Source organism: Rhizobium glycinendophyticum (genome assembly GCF_006443685.1).
In the GTDB taxonomy this organism is placed as follows: Bacteria; Pseudomonadota; Alphaproteobacteria; order Rhizobiales; family Rhizobiaceae; genus Allorhizobium; species Allorhizobium glycinendophyticum.
Window position 1 is genome coordinate 400461 of record NZ_VFYP01000003.1, and the last position, 17516, is coordinate 417976.

Annotated in this window: 18 protein-coding genes and 2 pseudogenes; 8 read left to right on the forward strand and 12 right to left on the reverse strand. The window is 61.4% G+C overall.

Annotation, left to right across the window (positions count from 1 at the left end; translation table 11 throughout):
• Positions 1 to 33: 33 nt before the first annotated feature.
• Positions 34 to 1032, forward strand: coding sequence for a LacI family DNA-binding transcriptional regulator (locus tag FJQ55_RS19020; protein WP_246085196.1), 999 nt, complete (start codon positions 34 to 36; stop codon positions 1030 to 1032).
• 34 nt (positions 1033 to 1066) lie between these two features.
• Here the strand turns inward: FJQ55_RS19020 and FJQ55_RS19025 are convergent, their stop codons facing one another.
• The 11 genes from FJQ55_RS19025 to FJQ55_RS19075 form a co-directional block, all read right to left on the reverse strand.
• Positions 1067 to 1837, reverse strand: a complete 771-nt coding sequence (locus tag FJQ55_RS19025; protein ID WP_140830859.1) for an SDR family NAD(P)-dependent oxidoreductase — start codon at positions 1835 to 1837, stop codon at positions 1067 to 1069.
• A complete protein-coding gene (locus FJQ55_RS19030) occupies positions 1834 to 2829 on the reverse strand; it encodes an ABC transporter permease (protein WP_140830862.1) in 996 nt (331 codons plus the stop codon). Before FJQ55_RS19030 ends, FJQ55_RS19025 begins: the two co-directional genes overlap by 4 nt.
• Before the next feature lie 67 nt (positions 2830 to 2896).
• Positions 2897 to 3928 carry a sugar ABC transporter substrate-binding protein gene (locus tag FJQ55_RS19035; protein ID WP_425467553.1) on the reverse strand — a complete coding sequence of 344 codons (1032 nt, stop codon included), beginning with the start codon at positions 3926 to 3928 and terminating at the stop codon, positions 2897 to 2899.
• Positions 3929 to 3970: 42 nt separating this feature from the next.
• Positions 3971 to 4741, reverse strand: coding sequence for an ATP-binding cassette domain-containing protein (locus FJQ55_RS19040; protein WP_140830864.1), 771 nt, complete (start codon positions 4739 to 4741; stop codon positions 3971 to 3973).
• The gene (locus tag FJQ55_RS19045; RefSeq protein WP_140830866.1) at positions 4741 to 5877 is read right to left on the reverse strand and encodes an ROK family transcriptional regulator; all 1137 of its coding nucleotides are present in this window, start codon (positions 5875 to 5877) and stop codon (positions 4741 to 4743) included. The genes FJQ55_RS19040 and FJQ55_RS19045 overlap by 1 nt, the downstream gene beginning before the upstream one ends.
• A gap of 145 nt (positions 5878 to 6022) precedes the next feature.
• Positions 6023 to 6304 (reverse strand): hypothetical protein, encoded by a 282-nt coding sequence (locus FJQ55_RS19050; protein WP_140830868.1) that lies wholly within the window; start codon positions 6302 to 6304, stop codon positions 6023 to 6025.
• Positions 6305 to 6392: 88 nt separating this feature from the next.
• Positions 6393 to 7178, reverse strand: a complete 786-nt coding sequence (locus FJQ55_RS19055) for an SDR family NAD(P)-dependent oxidoreductase (protein WP_140830871.1) — start codon at positions 7176 to 7178, stop codon at positions 6393 to 6395.
• 53 nt (positions 7179 to 7231) lie between these two features.
• The gene (locus FJQ55_RS19060; protein WP_140830873.1) at positions 7232 to 8182 is read right to left on the reverse strand and encodes a sugar-binding transcriptional regulator; all 951 of its coding nucleotides are present in this window, start codon (positions 8180 to 8182) and stop codon (positions 7232 to 7234) included.
• A gap of 21 nt (positions 8183 to 8203) precedes the next feature.
• Complete coding sequence (locus tag FJQ55_RS19065; RefSeq protein WP_167507762.1) at positions 8204 to 9670, reverse strand: FGGY family carbohydrate kinase; 1467 nt, start codon at positions 9668 to 9670, stop codon at positions 8204 to 8206.
• 72 nt (positions 9671 to 9742) lie between these two features.
• Entirely contained in the window at positions 9743 to 10711 is a 969-nt protein-coding gene (locus FJQ55_RS19070) for a transketolase family protein (protein ID WP_140830878.1), read from the reverse strand.
• Positions 10711 to 11520, reverse strand: a complete 810-nt coding sequence (locus tag FJQ55_RS19075; protein ID WP_167507756.1) for a transketolase — start codon at positions 11518 to 11520, stop codon at positions 10711 to 10713. Before FJQ55_RS19075 ends, FJQ55_RS19070 begins: the two co-directional genes overlap by 1 nt.
• A 202-nt stretch (positions 11521 to 11722) precedes the next feature.
• Here FJQ55_RS19075 and FJQ55_RS19080 point away from each other — a divergent pair, with 202 nt between their 5' ends.
• The 6 genes and pseudogenes from FJQ55_RS19080 to FJQ55_RS23705 all read left to right on the forward strand — a co-directional run bounded on the left by FJQ55_RS19080 (position 11723) and on the right by FJQ55_RS23705 (position 16685).
• Entirely contained in the window at positions 11723 to 12697 is a 975-nt protein-coding gene (locus tag FJQ55_RS19080; protein ID WP_140830882.1) for an ABC transporter permease, read from the forward strand.
• A gap of 120 nt (positions 12698 to 12817) precedes the next feature.
• Positions 12818 to 13753, forward strand: a complete 936-nt coding sequence (locus FJQ55_RS19085) for a substrate-binding domain-containing protein (protein ID WP_140830885.1) — start codon at positions 12818 to 12820, stop codon at positions 13751 to 13753.
• Positions 13754 to 13774: 21 nt separating this feature from the next.
• Positions 13775 to 15268 carry a sugar ABC transporter ATP-binding protein gene (locus FJQ55_RS19090; protein WP_140830887.1) on the forward strand — a complete coding sequence of 498 codons (1494 nt, stop codon included), beginning with the start codon at positions 13775 to 13777 and terminating at the stop codon, positions 15266 to 15268.
• Between the two features lie 18 nt (positions 15269 to 15286).
• Complete coding sequence (locus FJQ55_RS19095; protein ID WP_140830890.1) at positions 15287 to 16075, forward strand: SDR family oxidoreductase; 789 nt, start codon at positions 15287 to 15289, stop codon at positions 16073 to 16075.
• 217 nt (positions 16076 to 16292) lie between these two features.
• A pseudogene (locus FJQ55_RS23700) lies at positions 16293 to 16514 on the forward strand (ABC transporter permease subunit); the annotation flags it as partial.
• A gap of 12 nt (positions 16515 to 16526) precedes the next feature.
• Entirely contained in the window at positions 16527 to 16685 is a 159-nt protein-coding gene (locus FJQ55_RS23705; RefSeq protein ID WP_246085203.1) for a hypothetical protein, read from the forward strand.
• Here the strand turns inward: FJQ55_RS23705 and FJQ55_RS19105 are convergent.
• Positions 16654 to 16812: pseudogene (locus FJQ55_RS19105) on the reverse strand (transposase); the annotation flags it as partial. The gene FJQ55_RS23705 and the pseudogene FJQ55_RS19105 overlap by 32 nt on opposite strands.
• Before the next feature lie 2 nt (positions 16813 to 16814).
• Between FJQ55_RS19105 and FJQ55_RS19110 the strand changes: the two are divergent.
• A partial coding sequence (locus FJQ55_RS19110) for a hypothetical protein (RefSeq protein WP_208758227.1) occupies positions 16815 to 17516 on the forward strand: 702 nt, incomplete at its 3' end.

A 17516-nucleotide genomic window follows, 5' to 3' on the forward strand; every position in this document is an offset into this window, starting at 1 on the left:
TCGGCAACCACGGTGTTCGTCATGGAGAATGCCTTGAAACCGACGATGATGGATGTGGCGGCACTGGCGCGCGTATCCCAGGCGACCGTGTCGCTCATTCTGAACGGCAGTTCCGGTGCCCGCTTCAGCGAATCCACCCGCAAACGCGTCTTCGATGCTGCCGAGCAGTTGGGTTACCGCCTGTCGAACAAGTCGGCTACGCCGGCCAATACGGGCAGCCGTGTCATCGTCTTCGTCGTCGATGAACTGACGACCGACCCGTGGATGGCGATGGCCTTCGAAGGCGCCCGCGAGAAGGCACTGGAGCTGGGGATCATCGTCACGTTGGGCGTCTTCCGCAAGGGCGAGGATCCTGACGGTGGGATCTTCTCCGTCTGCGATGGCCAGGTGCTGGTCGGCTATATTTTCGGAACCATCCTTACCCGCAAGATCGACCCGCCCGAGCCGCTGTTCCGCGCGCCCTCGGTACTCGTCAACTGCTATGACCAGCAACGTCGCCTTGCCTCCATCCTGCCCGGCGACGTCGCCGGCGGCCGTGCCGCTACCGAGCGACTGATCGCCGCCGGGCGCAAACGGATCGCGCTCATCAATGGCCAGGAAGGCCTCGACAACCCGCGCGATCGTCTGCGCGGTTACAAGCAGGCGCTGGCGAGCAATGACATCACCTACGATCCGAACCTCGTCCACTACGGCAACTGGGAGCCTTCCTCCGGCTATGAGAAAACCCACGCGCTGATGAAGCTGCCGGAGCCGCCGGACGGCATCTTCTGCGCCAATGACCTGATGGCTCTTGGGTGCATCGATGCGCTGAAGGAGCTTGGAAAATCCATCCCCGGAGACGTATCCGTCGTCGGCTTCGACAATCGCGACATCGCCCAGTTCACCATGCCGCCGCTCACCACCTTCCATTTGCCGATGTTCGAGATGGGCGCCATGGCCGTAGAAGTGATCTCCGACATCACGGGCGGACTGAACAGCTCACACGACCAGCTGAAGGTTGAATGTCTGCTCGTCGAGCGCGAGTCCGCCTGATCGGCTGCAGCCCGCAGGACCGCAGCCGCTCCGGTCAGGTCGGCTGCAGCCTGAAGTCGGCGCCTTCCGGCAGAAGCTGGCCACCATCGACGACAATGGTCGTACCGGTGACATAGCTCGCATCGTCGGACGCGAGAAAGAGGAAGGCATTGGCGACATCACGCGGCGAGCCGAGACGGCCGAGTGGAATGGCAACCTGCATGTTCTCGATGAAGGCGGCACTACGGTGCAGCTGGATGGCCTCCGTGAGAATATTGCCCGGCTCGACGCCGTTGACCGTGATGCCGTAGCCCGAGAATTCCAGTGCCGCTGCACGAATGAAGCCATTGATGCCGGCTTTGCTCGCCGAGTAATGGCCGTGTCCAGGGCTGGTTACATGCGGCCCCGTGATGGACGAGGTAAAGAGAATGCGGCCGGAGCCCTGCGCCTTCATCGGCACGAGGGCCGCTCGGGCTGCATTGAAGCAGCCGCGCAGGTTCACCGCCATGACGCTGTCCCAGTCCTCCGGCGCCGTATTCTCAATCAGTTGCCAGGGATAAATGCCGGCATTCTGAACAATGATGTCGAGACGGCCATGAAGTTCCACCGTGAAGGCGACGGCAGCAACCGCGTCATCCATCTTTGAGATATCGGTGCGCACGAAAGCGGCGCCGATATCGTCGGCGGCAGCCTGCCCCTCCTCCGCCTCGAAGTCGGCAATGACGACCTTGGCGCCTTCTTCCACGAAGCGCAGCGCAACCGCCTTGCCAATGCCGCGCGAAGCACCAATGACCAACGCCACCTTGTCTTTCAATCTGTCTGTCATGCGAGCCTCTGGCGGAGCCTTTGTTTGAAGGTGTCGAGGAGGACGGCGGCGAGCACGAGGAAACCGTGGATCACCTGGGTATAGTTGGCGGGCAATCCCATGAGATTGATCGCGGTATTGATCGACGCGAGCAGCAGCACGCCGGCATAAACGCCAGGAAGCGCACCGACGCCGCCTTTAAGGCTGACCCCGCCAATGACCACCGCGGCAAAGGCGTTGAACAGCAGTCCGACGCCGAGATTGGCTGTGGCTCCGGAGGTGCGGATTGCCAATAGCCAGCCCGCAAGCCCCGCAATCGCACCCGCCATCACAAAGGCAATGATGAGGTTGCGGGTGACACGGATGCCGGCGCGAAAGGTAGCCGTCTCGTTCCCGCCGATCATGATGAGATGCCGGCCGAACGGCGTCTTCGCCATCATCACCGAGAAGACCAGAAAGCAGCCGATGGCGATCCAGGCCGAGAGCGGAATGCCGGCGAAGCGCTCGATGGCAAACCAACGGATCGCCGGGTCGAGGTCCTGGGCTGATCGCCCACCCGAGACCGCCAGCACGATGCCGCGCACCCAGATGAAAGAGGCAAGCGTAATGATGAAAGCGCTCATCTTCAGCTTGACGACGAGAAAGCCGTTGAACAGGCCGATAAGGGCGCCGATGGCGCAGGCAAGCAGAAGCGAAACCGGGATCATCAGCCATTCGGGCGAAAGCTTGATCCCCATGCCGATGCCGGCGGAGCAAAACAAGATACCAACCGCCATCGCCGACAGCGCCGCCACAGATTCCACCGACAGGTCCATATGTCCGGTGATGATCACGAGCGCCAGCCCGATCGACATGACGCCGAGCACGCTGGAGGCTTCAATGATATTGGTGAAGATGCCGATCTGGAAATAGTTCGGGATCAGGGCCGAAAACAGCGCCAGAACCACGATGAGCATGAACCAGACGAGATTGTCGAGGATGAATTCAAGAGTGATACGGCTACGAGGGTGCATTGCGGCCAATCCGTTCTGAGCAAGGAGGTGGTCCCGGGGCCCTCGGACCCCGGGTGCAGTAGTCGTCTTACTTGACGGATTCGACCGTGCCGGCCGGCGGCTTCATGTTGCCCCAGAAGGCCGGATTGTCGACATTCTCCTTGGTGATCGCAGCGCCGGGGATCTTGATGTTCGGTCCCCAGGCCTCGATCGTCACCACGCCCTTCAGACCGAGCACATCATATTCGCCGGCCTTGATTTCCTGCTTGGCCACGATCTTGTCCATGAACATGGCAATGGCCGCAGCCTGGGCATACAGCGGCTGTTCGACTTCGGTGTTCAGCCAGCCCTTGCGGATCAGGTCGAGACCAACAGGCGCGCCGTTCGAGCTCATCATCATGACGTCACCCGGCTTTTTGCCGGCAGCTTCGAGCGAAGCGACAGCCGCCACCGATAGATGAGCGGCATGCAGGAAGATCAGATCGATGTCGGGGTTTGCGAGCATCTGGTCTGCAACGATCGTGCCTGCATTGCTGGCCTCCCACTGCAGGGCGGGAACTGAGATGATGGTGACGCCCGGAAAGGCCTTCATCTTTTCCTCGAAGCCCTTCTGTATATCGAGCGTATACGGATCACCCGGGTCGCCCAGCACCTGCAGGATCTTGCCGGTGACATCACCCTTCTTCGCCTTCAACATGGCTTCGGCCTGATCGGCAGCCACATGACCGATCTCGATCGTTCCGGCAACGGAGGTGAAGTCGGACATCGTGGAGGTCACCTGACGGTCGAATTCGACCACCGGAATGCCGGCAGCCCTCGCGGCCTCGATGGAGGGCTTCAAGGCGTTGAAGTCGACGGCGGCAAGAATGATCGCACTGGGTTTGAGGGCGATCACGTCATTCATCTGCGATTGCTGCGCATCCGTCTTGTTGTCGGCATTGAGCGTCTTCATCTCGTAGCCGGTCTGCTTCAGGAACATTTCAAGAGCGCTGACGGACCCGGTCTGGAATTCGTCGAGCAAGGTGGGGACGAGGTAATAGACGACGCCTTTGGATTGAGCGGCGGCGGTCGTGAGCATCGATAAGCCGAGCACCAATACGCTCAGCAATGTAAGCATCATTCGCTTTATCATTGTTCTCTCCAGTTTTGGCCGGACCCCTTGTCATTCTTTACCCACCGGTCCGGCGCCGGTGAGGGCTTGCCCTGTGATCATTTCGATCACTGAATCCGGGCTTGTCTTCGATGTCTCGACATCGCCGGCGACAACGCCGTGGCGGATGACGACGATACGATCAGCGACCTGGAAGGCCTGCTGCATGATGTGCGTGATAATAACGACGCCGATCCCCTGGCTCGCGACGTGGCGGATCATGTCCAGCCCGCGCCGGGTCTGCTCGACGCCGAGGGCGGCAAAGGGTTCATCGAGCAGAAGCAGCCGGCCGCCCCAATGGGCGAAACGGTTGAGCTCAATCGCCTGACGCTGGCCGCCGGACAAATGCTCGACCTTGGTGCGCATCGAAGGAATGCGGGTGCCAGCACTGGTCAGGGCCTTTGTTGTGATCTCCTCCATGGCACGCTCGTCGAGGAAGGGAATGCCGGCGATCTTGCGGGTGACCTCCCGCCCCATGAAGAAATTGGCGACCACGTCGACATTGGTGCAGAGCGACAGATCCTGATAGACGGTTTCGATGCCGACAGCCTTGGCCTCGGCCGGGGTCTTTGCCTGATAATCCCGTCCTTCGAAAAGCATGCGCCCGGACGTCGCCTGCAGCCCGCCGGAAATGATCTTCACCAGGGTGGACTTGCCGGCGCCATTGTCGCCAAGAAGCGCCACCACCTCGCCTTTGCCGATGGAGAAACTAATGCCCTTTAGGGCCTCGATCGCCCCGAAATTCATGCGGATATCATCCAGGACAAGCAGTTCCTCGGTCATCAGGCAGTTCCCTTTTCTATTGGTTCAAACATTTGCCCATGGCGCGGTGACAGGACGCCGAACACCGCAAGCGCGGCCGCACCGCGCAATGCCGAATGATGGCAGTCGCTCGCCATCACGACACGAGGAAGCGCCCGGTTCGCACGGGCCGAAACCGAGTTGTCCAGGCTCTCGCTGAGCGTTGCGAGCTGATCGAGGAAAGCGTGGGGCGCGAGGCCGCCGAGCACGATCGTCTCCGGATCGAAAAGATTCTCAATGATCCGCACCGCACTGCGGAAGAAGGGAGCAACCTCCGCTACCCATTCCTCTGCCGGCAGACCGCGGCGCTCGAAGGCATCGAGGGATAGGTAACGCTCAAGGCAGCCGCGATTCCCGCAGGGGCATGGTTCGCCATCGGGAACGGCTGGAATGTGCCCGATTTCGCCGGCATTGCCCCAGGCCCCGCCGACCACAGCGCCGTCATGCATCATGGCACCACCAAGACCGACGCTGAAGAACAGGTAGTAATAGTTCGAGACCTGCTGGCCGAGCCCATAAAGCTGCTCGCCAAGCGCGGCCGCTGCCATGTCGTTCTCGATAAAAGCCGGCAGACCGGTGGCATCGGCGAGGTTTTGCCGGATGTCGACATCTTTCCAGCCGGCCATGGTGGTTGAGCCGACGAAGCTCATGGATTCGACATCGAATGGACCGGGCATCGCCAGCCCCGCCCCGAGCAGCCGTCCGCAACGGGGGCTCGCCTTGAGCTGCAAAGCCATTTCGCCAATGATCGCGAAGGCCTCGTCCGGCGGGACGTTCACCACATCGTGCCGCACATTCTCCACCACGTCACCCCTGAGATTGACGAGCGCCGCCTCGATCCCGAGCGGCGTTACGTGGATACCGAGCGCATGGCCACCTTCCGGATTGATGGTGAGGGTCGACGGGGGAATACCCCTCCCCTCGGGGGCCTTCTGCACCGAGAGAACCAGCCCCTCGTCTTCGAGCTCCCGCACGATCGTCGACACGGTCTGGACAGTGAGGCCGACGCTGCGTGCGATGTCGCCACGGGTGACAGGGCCACGCAACCGGATCGCTTCAAGCACGATCCGCCGGTTATACGGCCGTCCTGTCTCCTGATTGGTACCCCGCAACGCCATGGCTGCCCCTCTTGTTTTCAGGAGAGTGACAGCGGGATTTGATTTAGTCAAATCATTTTCAAAAAAGACTTCGAACGCTGAATAATGTTGCTGAACGGATCAGGAGAGGATGAATGAGGGCTCGTTAACTTGACCCAAAGCCGGCTCAGACAGGAAGTTCTTCAGTCTGCATGCCGACGGAGCGTCTGATTGAGACATAAAAACGCGCGTCGATGCGGCCCTCGCGCACAAGTGTAAAAGCAAGCCGGCGATGACTGTCCTTCGCCACCTGGCACGACGCACGGGCCGCAAGATCGGCGGCTTTGATGGCCAAAGGCACCTCGGTCTGCGAGGTAGAAGGTGCCGCGCAATATGCTTGCGCGATCCCGAAGGAGGTGAGGAGGCGCTCGCTCCGGCGTGCTACGCAAGTTTTACGCAGCAGAGACATGCCGCACGCCCCTTCGCAGCAACATCTCAGCCTCCCGCTGGTCTCAGCGAAGGTTCCTGATGCTCTCCTTTTGGAGGCAATGTCTGCTTCATGACATAATCAATCCGCCGTCGACATTGATTGTCTGACCCGTGATATATGCCGCATCAGCCGACGCGAGGAACGCAACGAGTGCGCCGACTTCGGCGGGAGTTCCAGCGCGGCCCATCGGAATGCCCTCAACCCATTCGGCCATCAGTTCACCCGGACCATAGTCGCCCAGCATCTTGCCCCAAACGCGGTCGTTATAGTCCCACATTTCGGTGTGGATGATGCCCGGGCAGATCGCGTTGACGGTGATGCCTTCCCTGGCCATTTCCTTGGCGAGGCTCTGGGTCAGGCCGACAACGCCGAACTTAGAAGCCGCATAATGGGGGGTGTAAATGAAGCCCTGCCGCGCCTGGCCGGACGCCGTGTTGATCAGTCGTCCTTTCGTGCCACTCGCCCGGAACCGCGCGATAGCCTCCTGGCAGCACAGGAAGACGCCCTTCGTGTTGACGTCGAGATTCAGATCCCACTCGCGCTCGCTCAGATCCTCGACTTTGGCAATAGTGATAACGCCGGCATTCTGGACGGAGACGCTGAGCGGACCGAGCCGCGCTTCCGCCTCCCCGTAAGCCTCGCGGACGGCAGAGGCGTTCGTGACGTCGAGCTGCAGCCCGAGCACCTGCGCACCCGTATCCTCGGAAAGTCGCAAAGCTACATCGCCAGTGTCGGCTTCGATGGCCGCAATCGCAACCTTCGCCCCCTCTTCGGCAAAGCGGCGGGCAATGCCCAGTCCAATGCCCTTGTTGCCGCCGGTCACGAAGACGGTCTGTCCGGAAAAACGCTGCATGGTCTCACTCCTCCTTGATGCAGCCGATCCGACACTCCGTCCCGAAACAGAGATCAGGCGATCAGACGGGCCGCTGTGAACTTGTCTGTTACGAGCACATCGATGATGCCCATCCTCAGGGCACCGGCGATCGCCTCGGTCTTCGATTCTCCGCCGGCCAGCGCCATCACGCGGTCGGCCTTGCGCAGATCCTCGAGTGAGATGCCGATGACGCGCTCGTTGAGCGGGGTTTCTACCGGTTTGCCGTCTCGGTCGTAGAAGCGGAACGAGATTTCACCGACGGCCCCTGCATCATGCAGCATCGCCATTTCCTGGCGCGAAAAGACGTTGCCGGACCGCGCCAGGAGCTCGGACGGCTCGACGGCGCCGATACCGATGATAGCAAGCGTCAGGCGGCCAAAGAGATCCATGGTGCCTCGCACCACCGGGTCGGCGAGCATCACGAGCTTTGCTTCGCGCGAGGACGTGATCCCCTGGACAAGCAGTAGGCGCGGCTCGCCGCCGGTCAGCTTTGCCAGTCGCGCGGTCAGCTGGGTGGCATGCGTCTGCACCGAAGCCTCGCCCATGCCGCCCAGAATCTGCACGATGTATTTGGCGCGGCCGCTCTTCAGCGGATGAATGTTGTCGACCATGCGCAGAAGCGTCTGGCTCCAGCTGGAGACGCCGATGATCTCGTCCTGCTGGAGGGTGACCTCGACGAAATGGGCCGCCGCCTCGCCGATGCGCGCCATGATCGCACCGTCGCGATCTTCCGAACAGTCGATCACGATCGCCTCAGTCAGACCGTAACGTTCACGAAGTGCGGTCTCAAGATCGGCGAAGGTCCCAGGCGGCGGGATGATCGTCGTGCGCACGATCCCCTCCATCTCGGCGCGCTTCAACATCCGGGAAACGGTCGCCTGAGACATATGCATGATCTCGGCGATCTCTGCCTGTCGCTTGCCCTCCGCGTGGTACATCTGCGCGACGCGGGCGATAAGTCGAAGCTCGTTGAGGCGTCCCATGGTCCCTCCGGTGGTGAATTTTTATTCACCCATAGATGAAGTCACGGGAACGGTCGAGCGGAAGATTGCGTCCTGCCATGTGGCGAGACGGGTCGCGGTGTCAGAGGAGCCGGGTTTGAGAACGGCGGTCTTACGCGGCAGGGCCCGAATGGCCTCCAGATCCGGCCACAAACCAAGCGTCAGGCCGGCGAGATAGGCGGCACCGAGCGCTGAGGCTTCCGCCGCGTCGCACTGGATGACCGGATGGGCGAGCATGTCGGCCACGCACTGCATGAGGAACGCGTTCTTGCTCGGGCCCCCATCAACGAACAGTCGCCCAAGCGGCGTCGGCGACTGGGAGGCCATGGCCCTGAACACGTCATGAACTTGGAAGGCAATCGAATCCGTGACGGCCCGGGCCATCTGCGCCCGCGTCGTGTTGAAGGTGATACCGGAGAAAAGCGCGCGCGCATCCGCCTGCCAATGAGGGGCGCCGAGGCCGACGAAAGCCGGTACAAAGCCGGGCACTTGTGGCTCGGCTGTCTCGGCGAGATCGATCAGAGCCTGAACATCGGGCAGACCGAGGATGTTGGCCATCCAGGGCAGAGAGGCGGCGGAAACGAGGATATTGCCCTCGAAGGCATAGGTTGGCTTGCCGGCAAGCGACCAGGCAATCGTCGTGGTAATGCCGTTTTGCGGCGCGATGAAGTACGGAAGCGTCGTCATGATTGACGATCCAGTCCCAAATGTCACCTTGCCGTCACCGGGGGCGAAGGCACCATGACCGAAAAGAGCCGCATGGCTGTCGCCAATCGCGGCGGCAATCGGGACCCCGTCTGCAAGGCCCGGAACACCGAGCGTTTCGCCAAAATGCGAGGCGCTGTCGCGGACCTCCGGCAGAAAGGCCTTCGATACGCCGAAAAGATCGCAGAGTTCGTCGCTCCAGACCTTCCCATTCAGGTCGAGAAGCTGGCTCCTTGCGGCGTTTGAGGCGTCGCAGGCATGCACCTTGCCACCAGTGAAGCAATGAATGAGCCACGAATCAATTGTGCCCAGCCTGAGCGGACGGCCGGACGGCGCACGATCGAGCAGCCATTTCATCTTGGGGCCGGGGAACATCGGATCGATGGGCAGGCCCGTCAAGGCTTCGACGCGGCCGGAGTGACCGGCGGCATTGAGTTCGGCACAGACCGGTGCGCTGCGGCGGCATTGCCAGCTGACGACGGGGCCGAGCGGCTCTCCGGTTTCACCATCCCAGATCGTGACGGATTCGCGCTGATCGGAAATGGCGATCCCGGCGATGGCCACCTTCGGTGCGGCAGCAAGACACGAGCCTATGGCCTCCAGCACGGACTGCCAGACCCGCTTGGGATCCTGCTCCACCCAGCCCGGCTTCGGATGCGAAATGCCGACGGGCGACGAACTGCGGGCGAGTATCTCGCCATCGGCCGAAACAAGCACGGCCTTCGAATTCGTGGTTCCCTGGTCAATGGCGAGAATGGCGGTGATCATGTCGGCTCCGGATACTGGAAAATGCCGCCGAGACGTCAACGGCGGCATCCAAATTGAGGTCTGCAGCCGTCAGCCGCGGCCGCTCTTGCGCGCCAGAAGTTCCTCAGCCGCATTGGCCATGGCTTCCGGCGCCATGCCGAACTCGTCGAGCAGGAACTCGGCGGAGCCGGTCGGGGCGAAGATGCCGGGCACGCCGAGGATCTTCATCGGCACGGGCGCTTCTGCGACGACGACTTCCGCCACGGCGGAGCCCAGACCACCATAGACCGAATGTTCTTCCGCCGTCAGGATGGCGCCGGTCTCGCGTGCAGCCGCGACGATGCTGTCCACATCGATCGGGCGGACAGTCGCCATATTCAGGACACGGGCTTCAATGCCGCGGGCGGACAGGATGGCAGCGGCCTTCATGGCGCGATGGGTCAAGGTGCCGTTGGCAATGAGGGTTACGGCATCGCCATCGCGCAACAGGTTTGCCTTGCCGGGCTCGAAAACATGGCCGGCCGGCAGGAGGTCCGGTACGCCGACGCGCGACAGGCGCAGGAAGACAGGTCCCTCATAACGTGCCGCCCATTCAACCGCCGCTGCGGTTTCGATCGAGTCGCACGGTGCAATGACAGGGAGGTTCGGCAGCACCCGCATCCAGGCAAAATCCTCGATGGAGTGATGGGTCGGGCCAAGCTCGCCATAGGCCATGCCCGAGGAGATGCCGACGAGCTTCACGTTCGCGTTCGAATAGGCGATGTCGGCCTTGACCTGTTCGAGCGAACGCCCTGTCAGGAAGCAGGAGGCGCCACAGACGAAGGGAAGCAGGCCGCCATTCGCGAGGCCGGCACCGACGCCGACCATGTTCTGCTCGGCAATGCCCACATTTACCAGGCGGTCCGGCCATTTAGACTTGAAGCCACCGAGCTTGGAGGAACCGACGGAGTCATTGCAGACGGCGACAACCCTGGAGTCCTCGGCGCCGAGACGCTCAAGCACGGCGACGAAGGCGTCGCGGCAGTCATGCAGCTTTTCGGTCATGGTCACGGCATTCATCACAGCACCTCCGAGAGTTCGGCCAGGGCAATCTTGTATTGTTCAGCATTTGGCACCTTGTGATGCCAATCCACCTTGTCCTGCATGAAGGAAATGCCATGGCCCTTGTTGGTGTGGGCGACGATGCAATGCGGACGTTCGGAGCGATGCTGCAGCGCCGGGACGATTTCGGCCATGGCGTTGCCGTTGATCTCCGAGACATCCCAACCGAAAGCCTTAAGCTTGGAGCCGAAAGGCGCCAGGTTGTTCGTATCGCTGAGCGCCGCCCCCTGCTGGAACCGGTTGTGATCGATGATCAGGGTCAGGTTGTTGAGACCAAACTGGGCGGCAGATGAAATCGCTTCCCAGTTGGAGCCTTCCTGCATCTCGCCGTCTCCGGTCAGCACATAGGTGTGATAACCGGCACCGGTCAGCTTCGCAGCCTTCGCCATGCCGACGGCCACGGGCAGACCATGGCCGAGCGGCCCTGTGTTGGTCTCGACGCCGGGAACCTTGTTGCAGTTCGGGTGCCCGTTGAGGCGAGAATGCGGCTTCAGGAAGGTCGATATCTCCTCTTCCGGAAAGAAGCCACGTTTCGCCAGCGTCACATAAAAAGCCAGGGCCACATGGCCCTTCGACAGCACGAAACGGTCGCGGGCGGGATGCTTCGGCTGGTCGGGCCAGATCCTCAAAACCTGAAAATACAGCGCCGTCAGGATGTCGATCGCCGACATTTCGCCACCGATGTGGCCAGCGCCCGCTTCGTAAACCGCCTGTACATCGCGAAGGCGTATCTGCCTTGCAATGCGGTCGAGATCATTCGGCTGCATGGAAACCTCATTGTGAATAAATATACCGCGTATCATATAATTGCACCTGATGAGGGCGTGTCAAGCCGTTTGCCGCCAATTAAATCTGCACAAAGCAGTCATCTCCGTGGTTGACAGGCGCCGGAAGCCTGCGCTACGAATTTACACACAGCAATGAATATTTATGCCGTCTTGATAAAGATGGTCAGAATGGGAGGATTGGATGTCGGTTTCTGCGACAGACCAGGAGCGAAGTGCGGGAGCGAGCGCTTTGTCGACTTTGAAGGGAACGACCGGTCCATTGATCGGGCTGATCCTCCTGTGCATCTTCCTGTCATTTGCGACCGACAAGTTCATGTCGGCGCGCAATCTGCTGAACATTCTCGACCAGATCACGGTCCTTGGGATCATGGCCGTCGGCATGACGATGGTGATCCTGATCGGCGGCATCGATCTCGCCGTCGGCTCGGTGCTGGCACTCACGATGATGGTGATGGGCTATCTGGCCAATCAGGTGGGTCTGCCGCTGCCCGTTGGCATCCTGCTCGCGCTATGCGTTGCGGCCGGGACAGGAGCGATCTCCGGCCTGCTGATTACGGCGCTCGGCGTACCGGCCTTTATTGCCACGCTGGCCATGATGTCGGTGGCGCGAGGCCTTGCGAACATGATCACGGACGGCCAGCAGATCGTGGGCTTCCCCTCGTGGTTCAGCCTGCTCGCCTACACGCGCTTCGGCGGGTTCCTGACGCTCACGGTCGCGGTCATGCTGGTGGTCTTCGTGCTTGGCTGGATCTATCTGCGCTACACCTCCGGCGGCCGCACTCTCTATGCAATCGGTGGCAACCAGGAGGTCGCCCGCCTCGCCGGGATTCAGGTCAATCTGTACACGGTCGGCGTCTATGTCATGTCCGGCCTGCTCGCCGGCCTTGCCGGCGTCGTGCTCGCCATGCGGCTGGACTCGGTTCAGCCGACCGCCGGCGTCTCCTATGAGCTCGACACGATTGCGGCCGTCGTCATCGGCGGTACGAGCCTGAGCGGTGGCAAGGGCGGCATTCTCGGAACCATCATCGGCGTCCTCATCATCGGCGTTTTGCGCAACGGGTTGAACCTTCTCGGTGTCTCGCCCTTCACGCAGGCCGTCGTCATCGGCGTCGTCATCGCACTCGCAGTCGCCGCCGAAGCCATCAAGAGGAAGTGACGCTTCGGTCACGCATCCAGTTTGGCGGGAAACCGCCAGTTCAACGCCGGGCAGAATGCCAGGCAAAAACTTCGGTCCTGCGATGGTAGCAGGGTCCCGAAACAACGGAGGAGATCTACCATGAAACTCAAGAGCATGATCCTGGCCGCCGCAGCACTGGCAACGACTGCCCTCATCCCGCTCGGCGCATCCGCCGCCGACGTGAAGAAGATCGGGCTTGCTGTCTCGAACCTGCAGGCCGACTACTTCAACCAGATCAAGATCGGTGTGGAATCCTATGCCAAGGAGAAGGGCATCGAGGTCATCACCGTCGACGCGAAGAACGACAGCGCAACCCAGGTGAGCCAGGTGCAGGATCTTCTGACCCAGGGCATCGACGCCTTCATCTACATCCCGGCAGGTGCTGCCGCTGCAGCCGTTCCGACGCGCCTCGCCAAGGAAGCCGGCATCCCGGTCGTCAACGTCGATCGCAACGCCGACGACGCTCCCGGCGACACCTTCATCGCTACCGACAACGCCACTTCGGCCTATGAAGTCTGCAAGCACATTATCGGTCTCGCCGGCGGCAAGGGCAAGATGATCATGATCCACGGCCAGAAGGGCACGACACCTGAGGTTGAGCGCACCAAAGGCTGCATGAAGGCGATCGGCGAGAATTCCGGCGTCGAACTGGTTGCAGAACAGTGGAGCGAGCAGTGGTCGCAGGCCGAAGGCCTCAACATCGGCCAGAACCTCCTGCAGGCAAACCCCGATGTTTCGCTGATCTTCGCCCAGGCTGACGGCCTGGCCCTGGGCGCAGCTCAGGCTGTGAAGGTATCGGGCGTCTCGCAGCGCGTTTACGTCGGCGGCTTCGACGGCGACACGACCGCTCTGCCAATCCTCGCAGAAGGCGGCTTCGACGCCACGGCGACCCAGCAGGTCCGCGGCATCGGTCGTCTGGCCGTGGACAGCGCGATCAAGCTAGCTGCCGGTGAAAAGCTCCCGGCCGAACAGCTGCTTCCAGGCTTCCTCACCACGCCGGAGAACGCTGCGAAGTTCGTCGCAGAGCACCCCTGATCCCATCCGGAAGACAGCGCCATGACTGCCAATGACCTCCCTCCCATCCTCTCGCTCCGGCAGATCCGCAAGGTCTACGGATCGCTCGAGGTCCTGCACGGCATCGACCTTGATGTGAGAGCGGGTGAAGTCGTGGCGCTGCTGGGTGAAAACGGCGCCGGGAAATCGACCCTGTCCAGGATCATTTCCGGCGCCGTGCAACAGACATCCGGCACCATGACGTGGCTCGGCGCGCCTTATGCGCCAGCCACGCCACGTGACGCCATGGATGCAGGCGTCGGCATGATCCATCAGGAGCTGAAGCTCCTGCCGCAGTTGTCGATCGCCGAGAATGTCTTCGTCGGCCGCTATCTCAAGAAGGGTGGGCGCATCGACCGGCAGGCCATGGAAGAGCGCGCCTATGCCGGCCTGCAGAGGCTCGGCCTCGACGTCTCCCCTCGCCGTCTGGTCGAAGGTCTTTCGACAGCCAAGCAGCAGCTGATCGAGATCGCCAAGGCGATGACACTGAATGCCCGGCTTCTGATCCTCGACGAACCCACGGCAGCGCTGGGCGGCGAGGAAACGCAGCTCTTGTTCCGCCAGATCGAACGGCTGAAGGCCGACGGCGTCGGCATTATCTACATCTCCCACCGTCTGGAGGAAATCCGGCAGATTGCCGACCGGATCGTGGTCATGCGCGACGGCGCCAAGGTGCAGGAATTCGACAGTGGCGACGTGCCCGTCCGCACGATCGTCGAGGCCATGGTCGGTCGGTCGCTCGACCGCATGTTCCCTGCTGTCCCTGTCCCGGCCGACGAGGTGATGCTCGAGGTACGCGGGCTTTCCTCCCCATTGGGCACCTTCCGTAACATCGATTTCGCGGTGAAGCGCGGCGAGGTGTTCGGGATTGCAGGCCTCGTGGGTGCGGGCCGGACCGAACTCGTGCGAGCGATCACCGGCGCGGACCCCATTGCTTTCGGCGACGTGGTGCTCGACGGCAAGGTCATCACGCCGCGCTCCCCCCGGGATGCGATCCGCAACGGGGTGGTTCTCGTGCCGGAAGACCGAAAGCTGCAGGGCCTCGTCCTTGAGCATTCGATCACGGAAAACATCGGCTACGCCAATTTCGATGCCGTTTCGAAGACCGGATGGATCACATCGAAACGTCTCCGGGCGTTTGCCGACAACTATATCAAAAAATTCGGTGTAAAAGGCCGCGGCGAGCAGAATGCCGGCGAGCTTTCAGGCGGCAACCAGCAGAAGGTGGTTCTCGCCAAGTGGCTCGCGCGCAACCCGAAAGTCGTGGTTCTCGACGAGCCGACCCGCGGTATCGATGTCGGCGCACGCTCATCGATCTACGACACCATCATGGACCTCGCCCGCCAGGGCATCGCCGTCATCGTCGTCAGTTCAGATCTGGAAGAGGTGCTCGGCGTCTCCAACCGGATCATGGTGATGGCACAGGGAAAACAGGCTGGCATCCTTGACCGCGCCGATGCGAACGACGTGTCGGTCATGGAACTCGCCACCATCTGATTTGCAGGAGAACGACCAATGCCGGACATGACTTTGAACGCCCCGAAACTCTTCGATCTCGCGGGCAACGTGGCCCTGGTGACTGGGGCCGGCAGCGGCATCGGCCAACGGATCGCGATCGGGCTTGCCCAGTGCGGTGCGGATGTGGCCCTTCTCGACCGTCGCACGGATGACGGTCTGGCGACGACCGCGCGTCACGTGCAGGCGGCCGGTCGCCGCAGCATCGAGATTGCCGCAGACGTCACCCAGTCCTCTGCCCTGAACGACGCGGTCGCCCGCACAGAAGCCGAGCTTGGACCGCTGACACTCGCCGTAAATGCGGCCGGCATCGCCAATGCCAACCCGGCCGAGGAGATGGAGGAGAGCCAGTTCCAGACGATGATGGATATCAACCTGAAGGGTGTCTTCCTCTCCTGTCAGGCGGAAGCGCGCGCCATGTTGAAGAACGGCCGCGGCTCCATCGTCAACATCGCCTCAATGTCGGGCGTCATCGTCAATCGCGGCCTGAACCAGTGCCACTACAATGCCTCCAAGGCCGGCGTCATCCACATGACGAAGTCCATGGCGATGGAATGGGTCGGGCGCGGTATTCGGGTCAACACGATCAGCCCCGGCTACACGGCAACGCCGATGAACACACGGCCCGAAATGGTGCATCAGACGAAACTCTTCGAGGAGCAGACGCCGATGCAACGCATGGCAAATGTCGATGAAATGGTGGGCCCGGCAGTCTTTCTGCTCTCCGGGGCCTCCAGCTTCGTCACGGGCGTCGACCTGTTGGTCGACGGCGGCTTCTGCTGCTGGTGACCATCCATCGAGACAAGGCCTCCCAAGCCGGCGCGGTGCGCGAGCACCGCGAACCCTATCTGGGCCAACGGCTGAATATGCCACCTTGACGTAGGGCGACACATGCAAGCCGCCGACTTTCGCGCAAAATTCAAACAAGCTTCTTGCATCCAGGGAGCGCTCCACACCAGCAGGTCTCGATCAACGAGGCGATGATTGGCCCGTTGTCAATGTCCCTCGAATGCGCTTCGGCATCTTCGTGGTCGCCGCCATGGGAACCGGTCTCGCGGGGGCCATTTACTACATGGCGCAACTGCGCATCTCGCCCAGCAGCGGCTTCGACCCCTATTGGTCTTCGATCTGCATCTTCATCGTCATGGTCGGCGGCATCGGCCGGCTGGAGGGACCGATCGTCGGCGCGCTGCTCTATTTCTTCGCCACGCGTCTCTTCGGCCATTAGGGTGCAAGCTACATGATCGTGCTTGGCCTGCTCACGCTGATCATTGCGCTCTTCTCGCCAAGCGGCCTTTGGGGCCTCTCCAGCAGAGTTCGCGACTGGCCCTGGTTCCCGGTCGGTCACAGCCTGGACTATTCTGGACCGCCTGTGCGGGGTCCGAACCATATTCCCTGACCCACTTACGCAGGACATTCTCATGAACATCCAGATCGCGAGATGCCTGCGCAACGCCGACCCCACGCTCTCGAACCAATCTCACCGCCTCAAGCTTGGACTCGCGGCTAAACTTCCTTCGTTGCATCCATGCGCTCCAGTTTCATTGGAAACACCTTAACTCGATGTTCAAGAAACCGGCAGCAGGCCAGATTACAGCCGCGAAAAATTATTGACGAGCGGAACAAGCAGAAGCTTCAGGCCGAATTGCGCGACGTCGCCAAACGGCAAGACGTGATCGCAGCGCAGATCACCCAGCGCATCATGAATGGCCAATCGCCCATCGACGCCTTCAACCGCATGCTTGATGAACTGCAGCAACGCAGCTCCGAGATACAAAGTGTTTTGTCAACCGCAACGAAGAAACGCACCGGGCCGGCCAAAACATTCACCATCAGCCCGAGTCTTTATGCAAATACCATTGAGGCGTTGACCTACATCGCGCGGACCGGCAACACCGAACATGACGCTGTCCAACACCACTTCAATTTTCTTCGGTCGTTGGTTCAGAAGATCATCATCACTCCCTCAAGCTACGGCAAGGCGGCGGAGCTCTCCATCATCGGCCTGTTGGCCACTATCCTCGCTTTGATGCGGGCGTTTGAGGAATACAGTGCCGGAATCAAAGAGCGGCATAGAAACGCATTCGTCCGCCGTTTTAGGGCGGGTGAGTTCAAGGCAATGGTGGATCAGGATGTGCTGGCGCGCCAGCTGACCGGGGAACTCGACACGGAGGACAAAAAACAAGAGCTCCTGGCGGCTTACGCGGAGGAGCTTCGAAGTGTGTCGTGC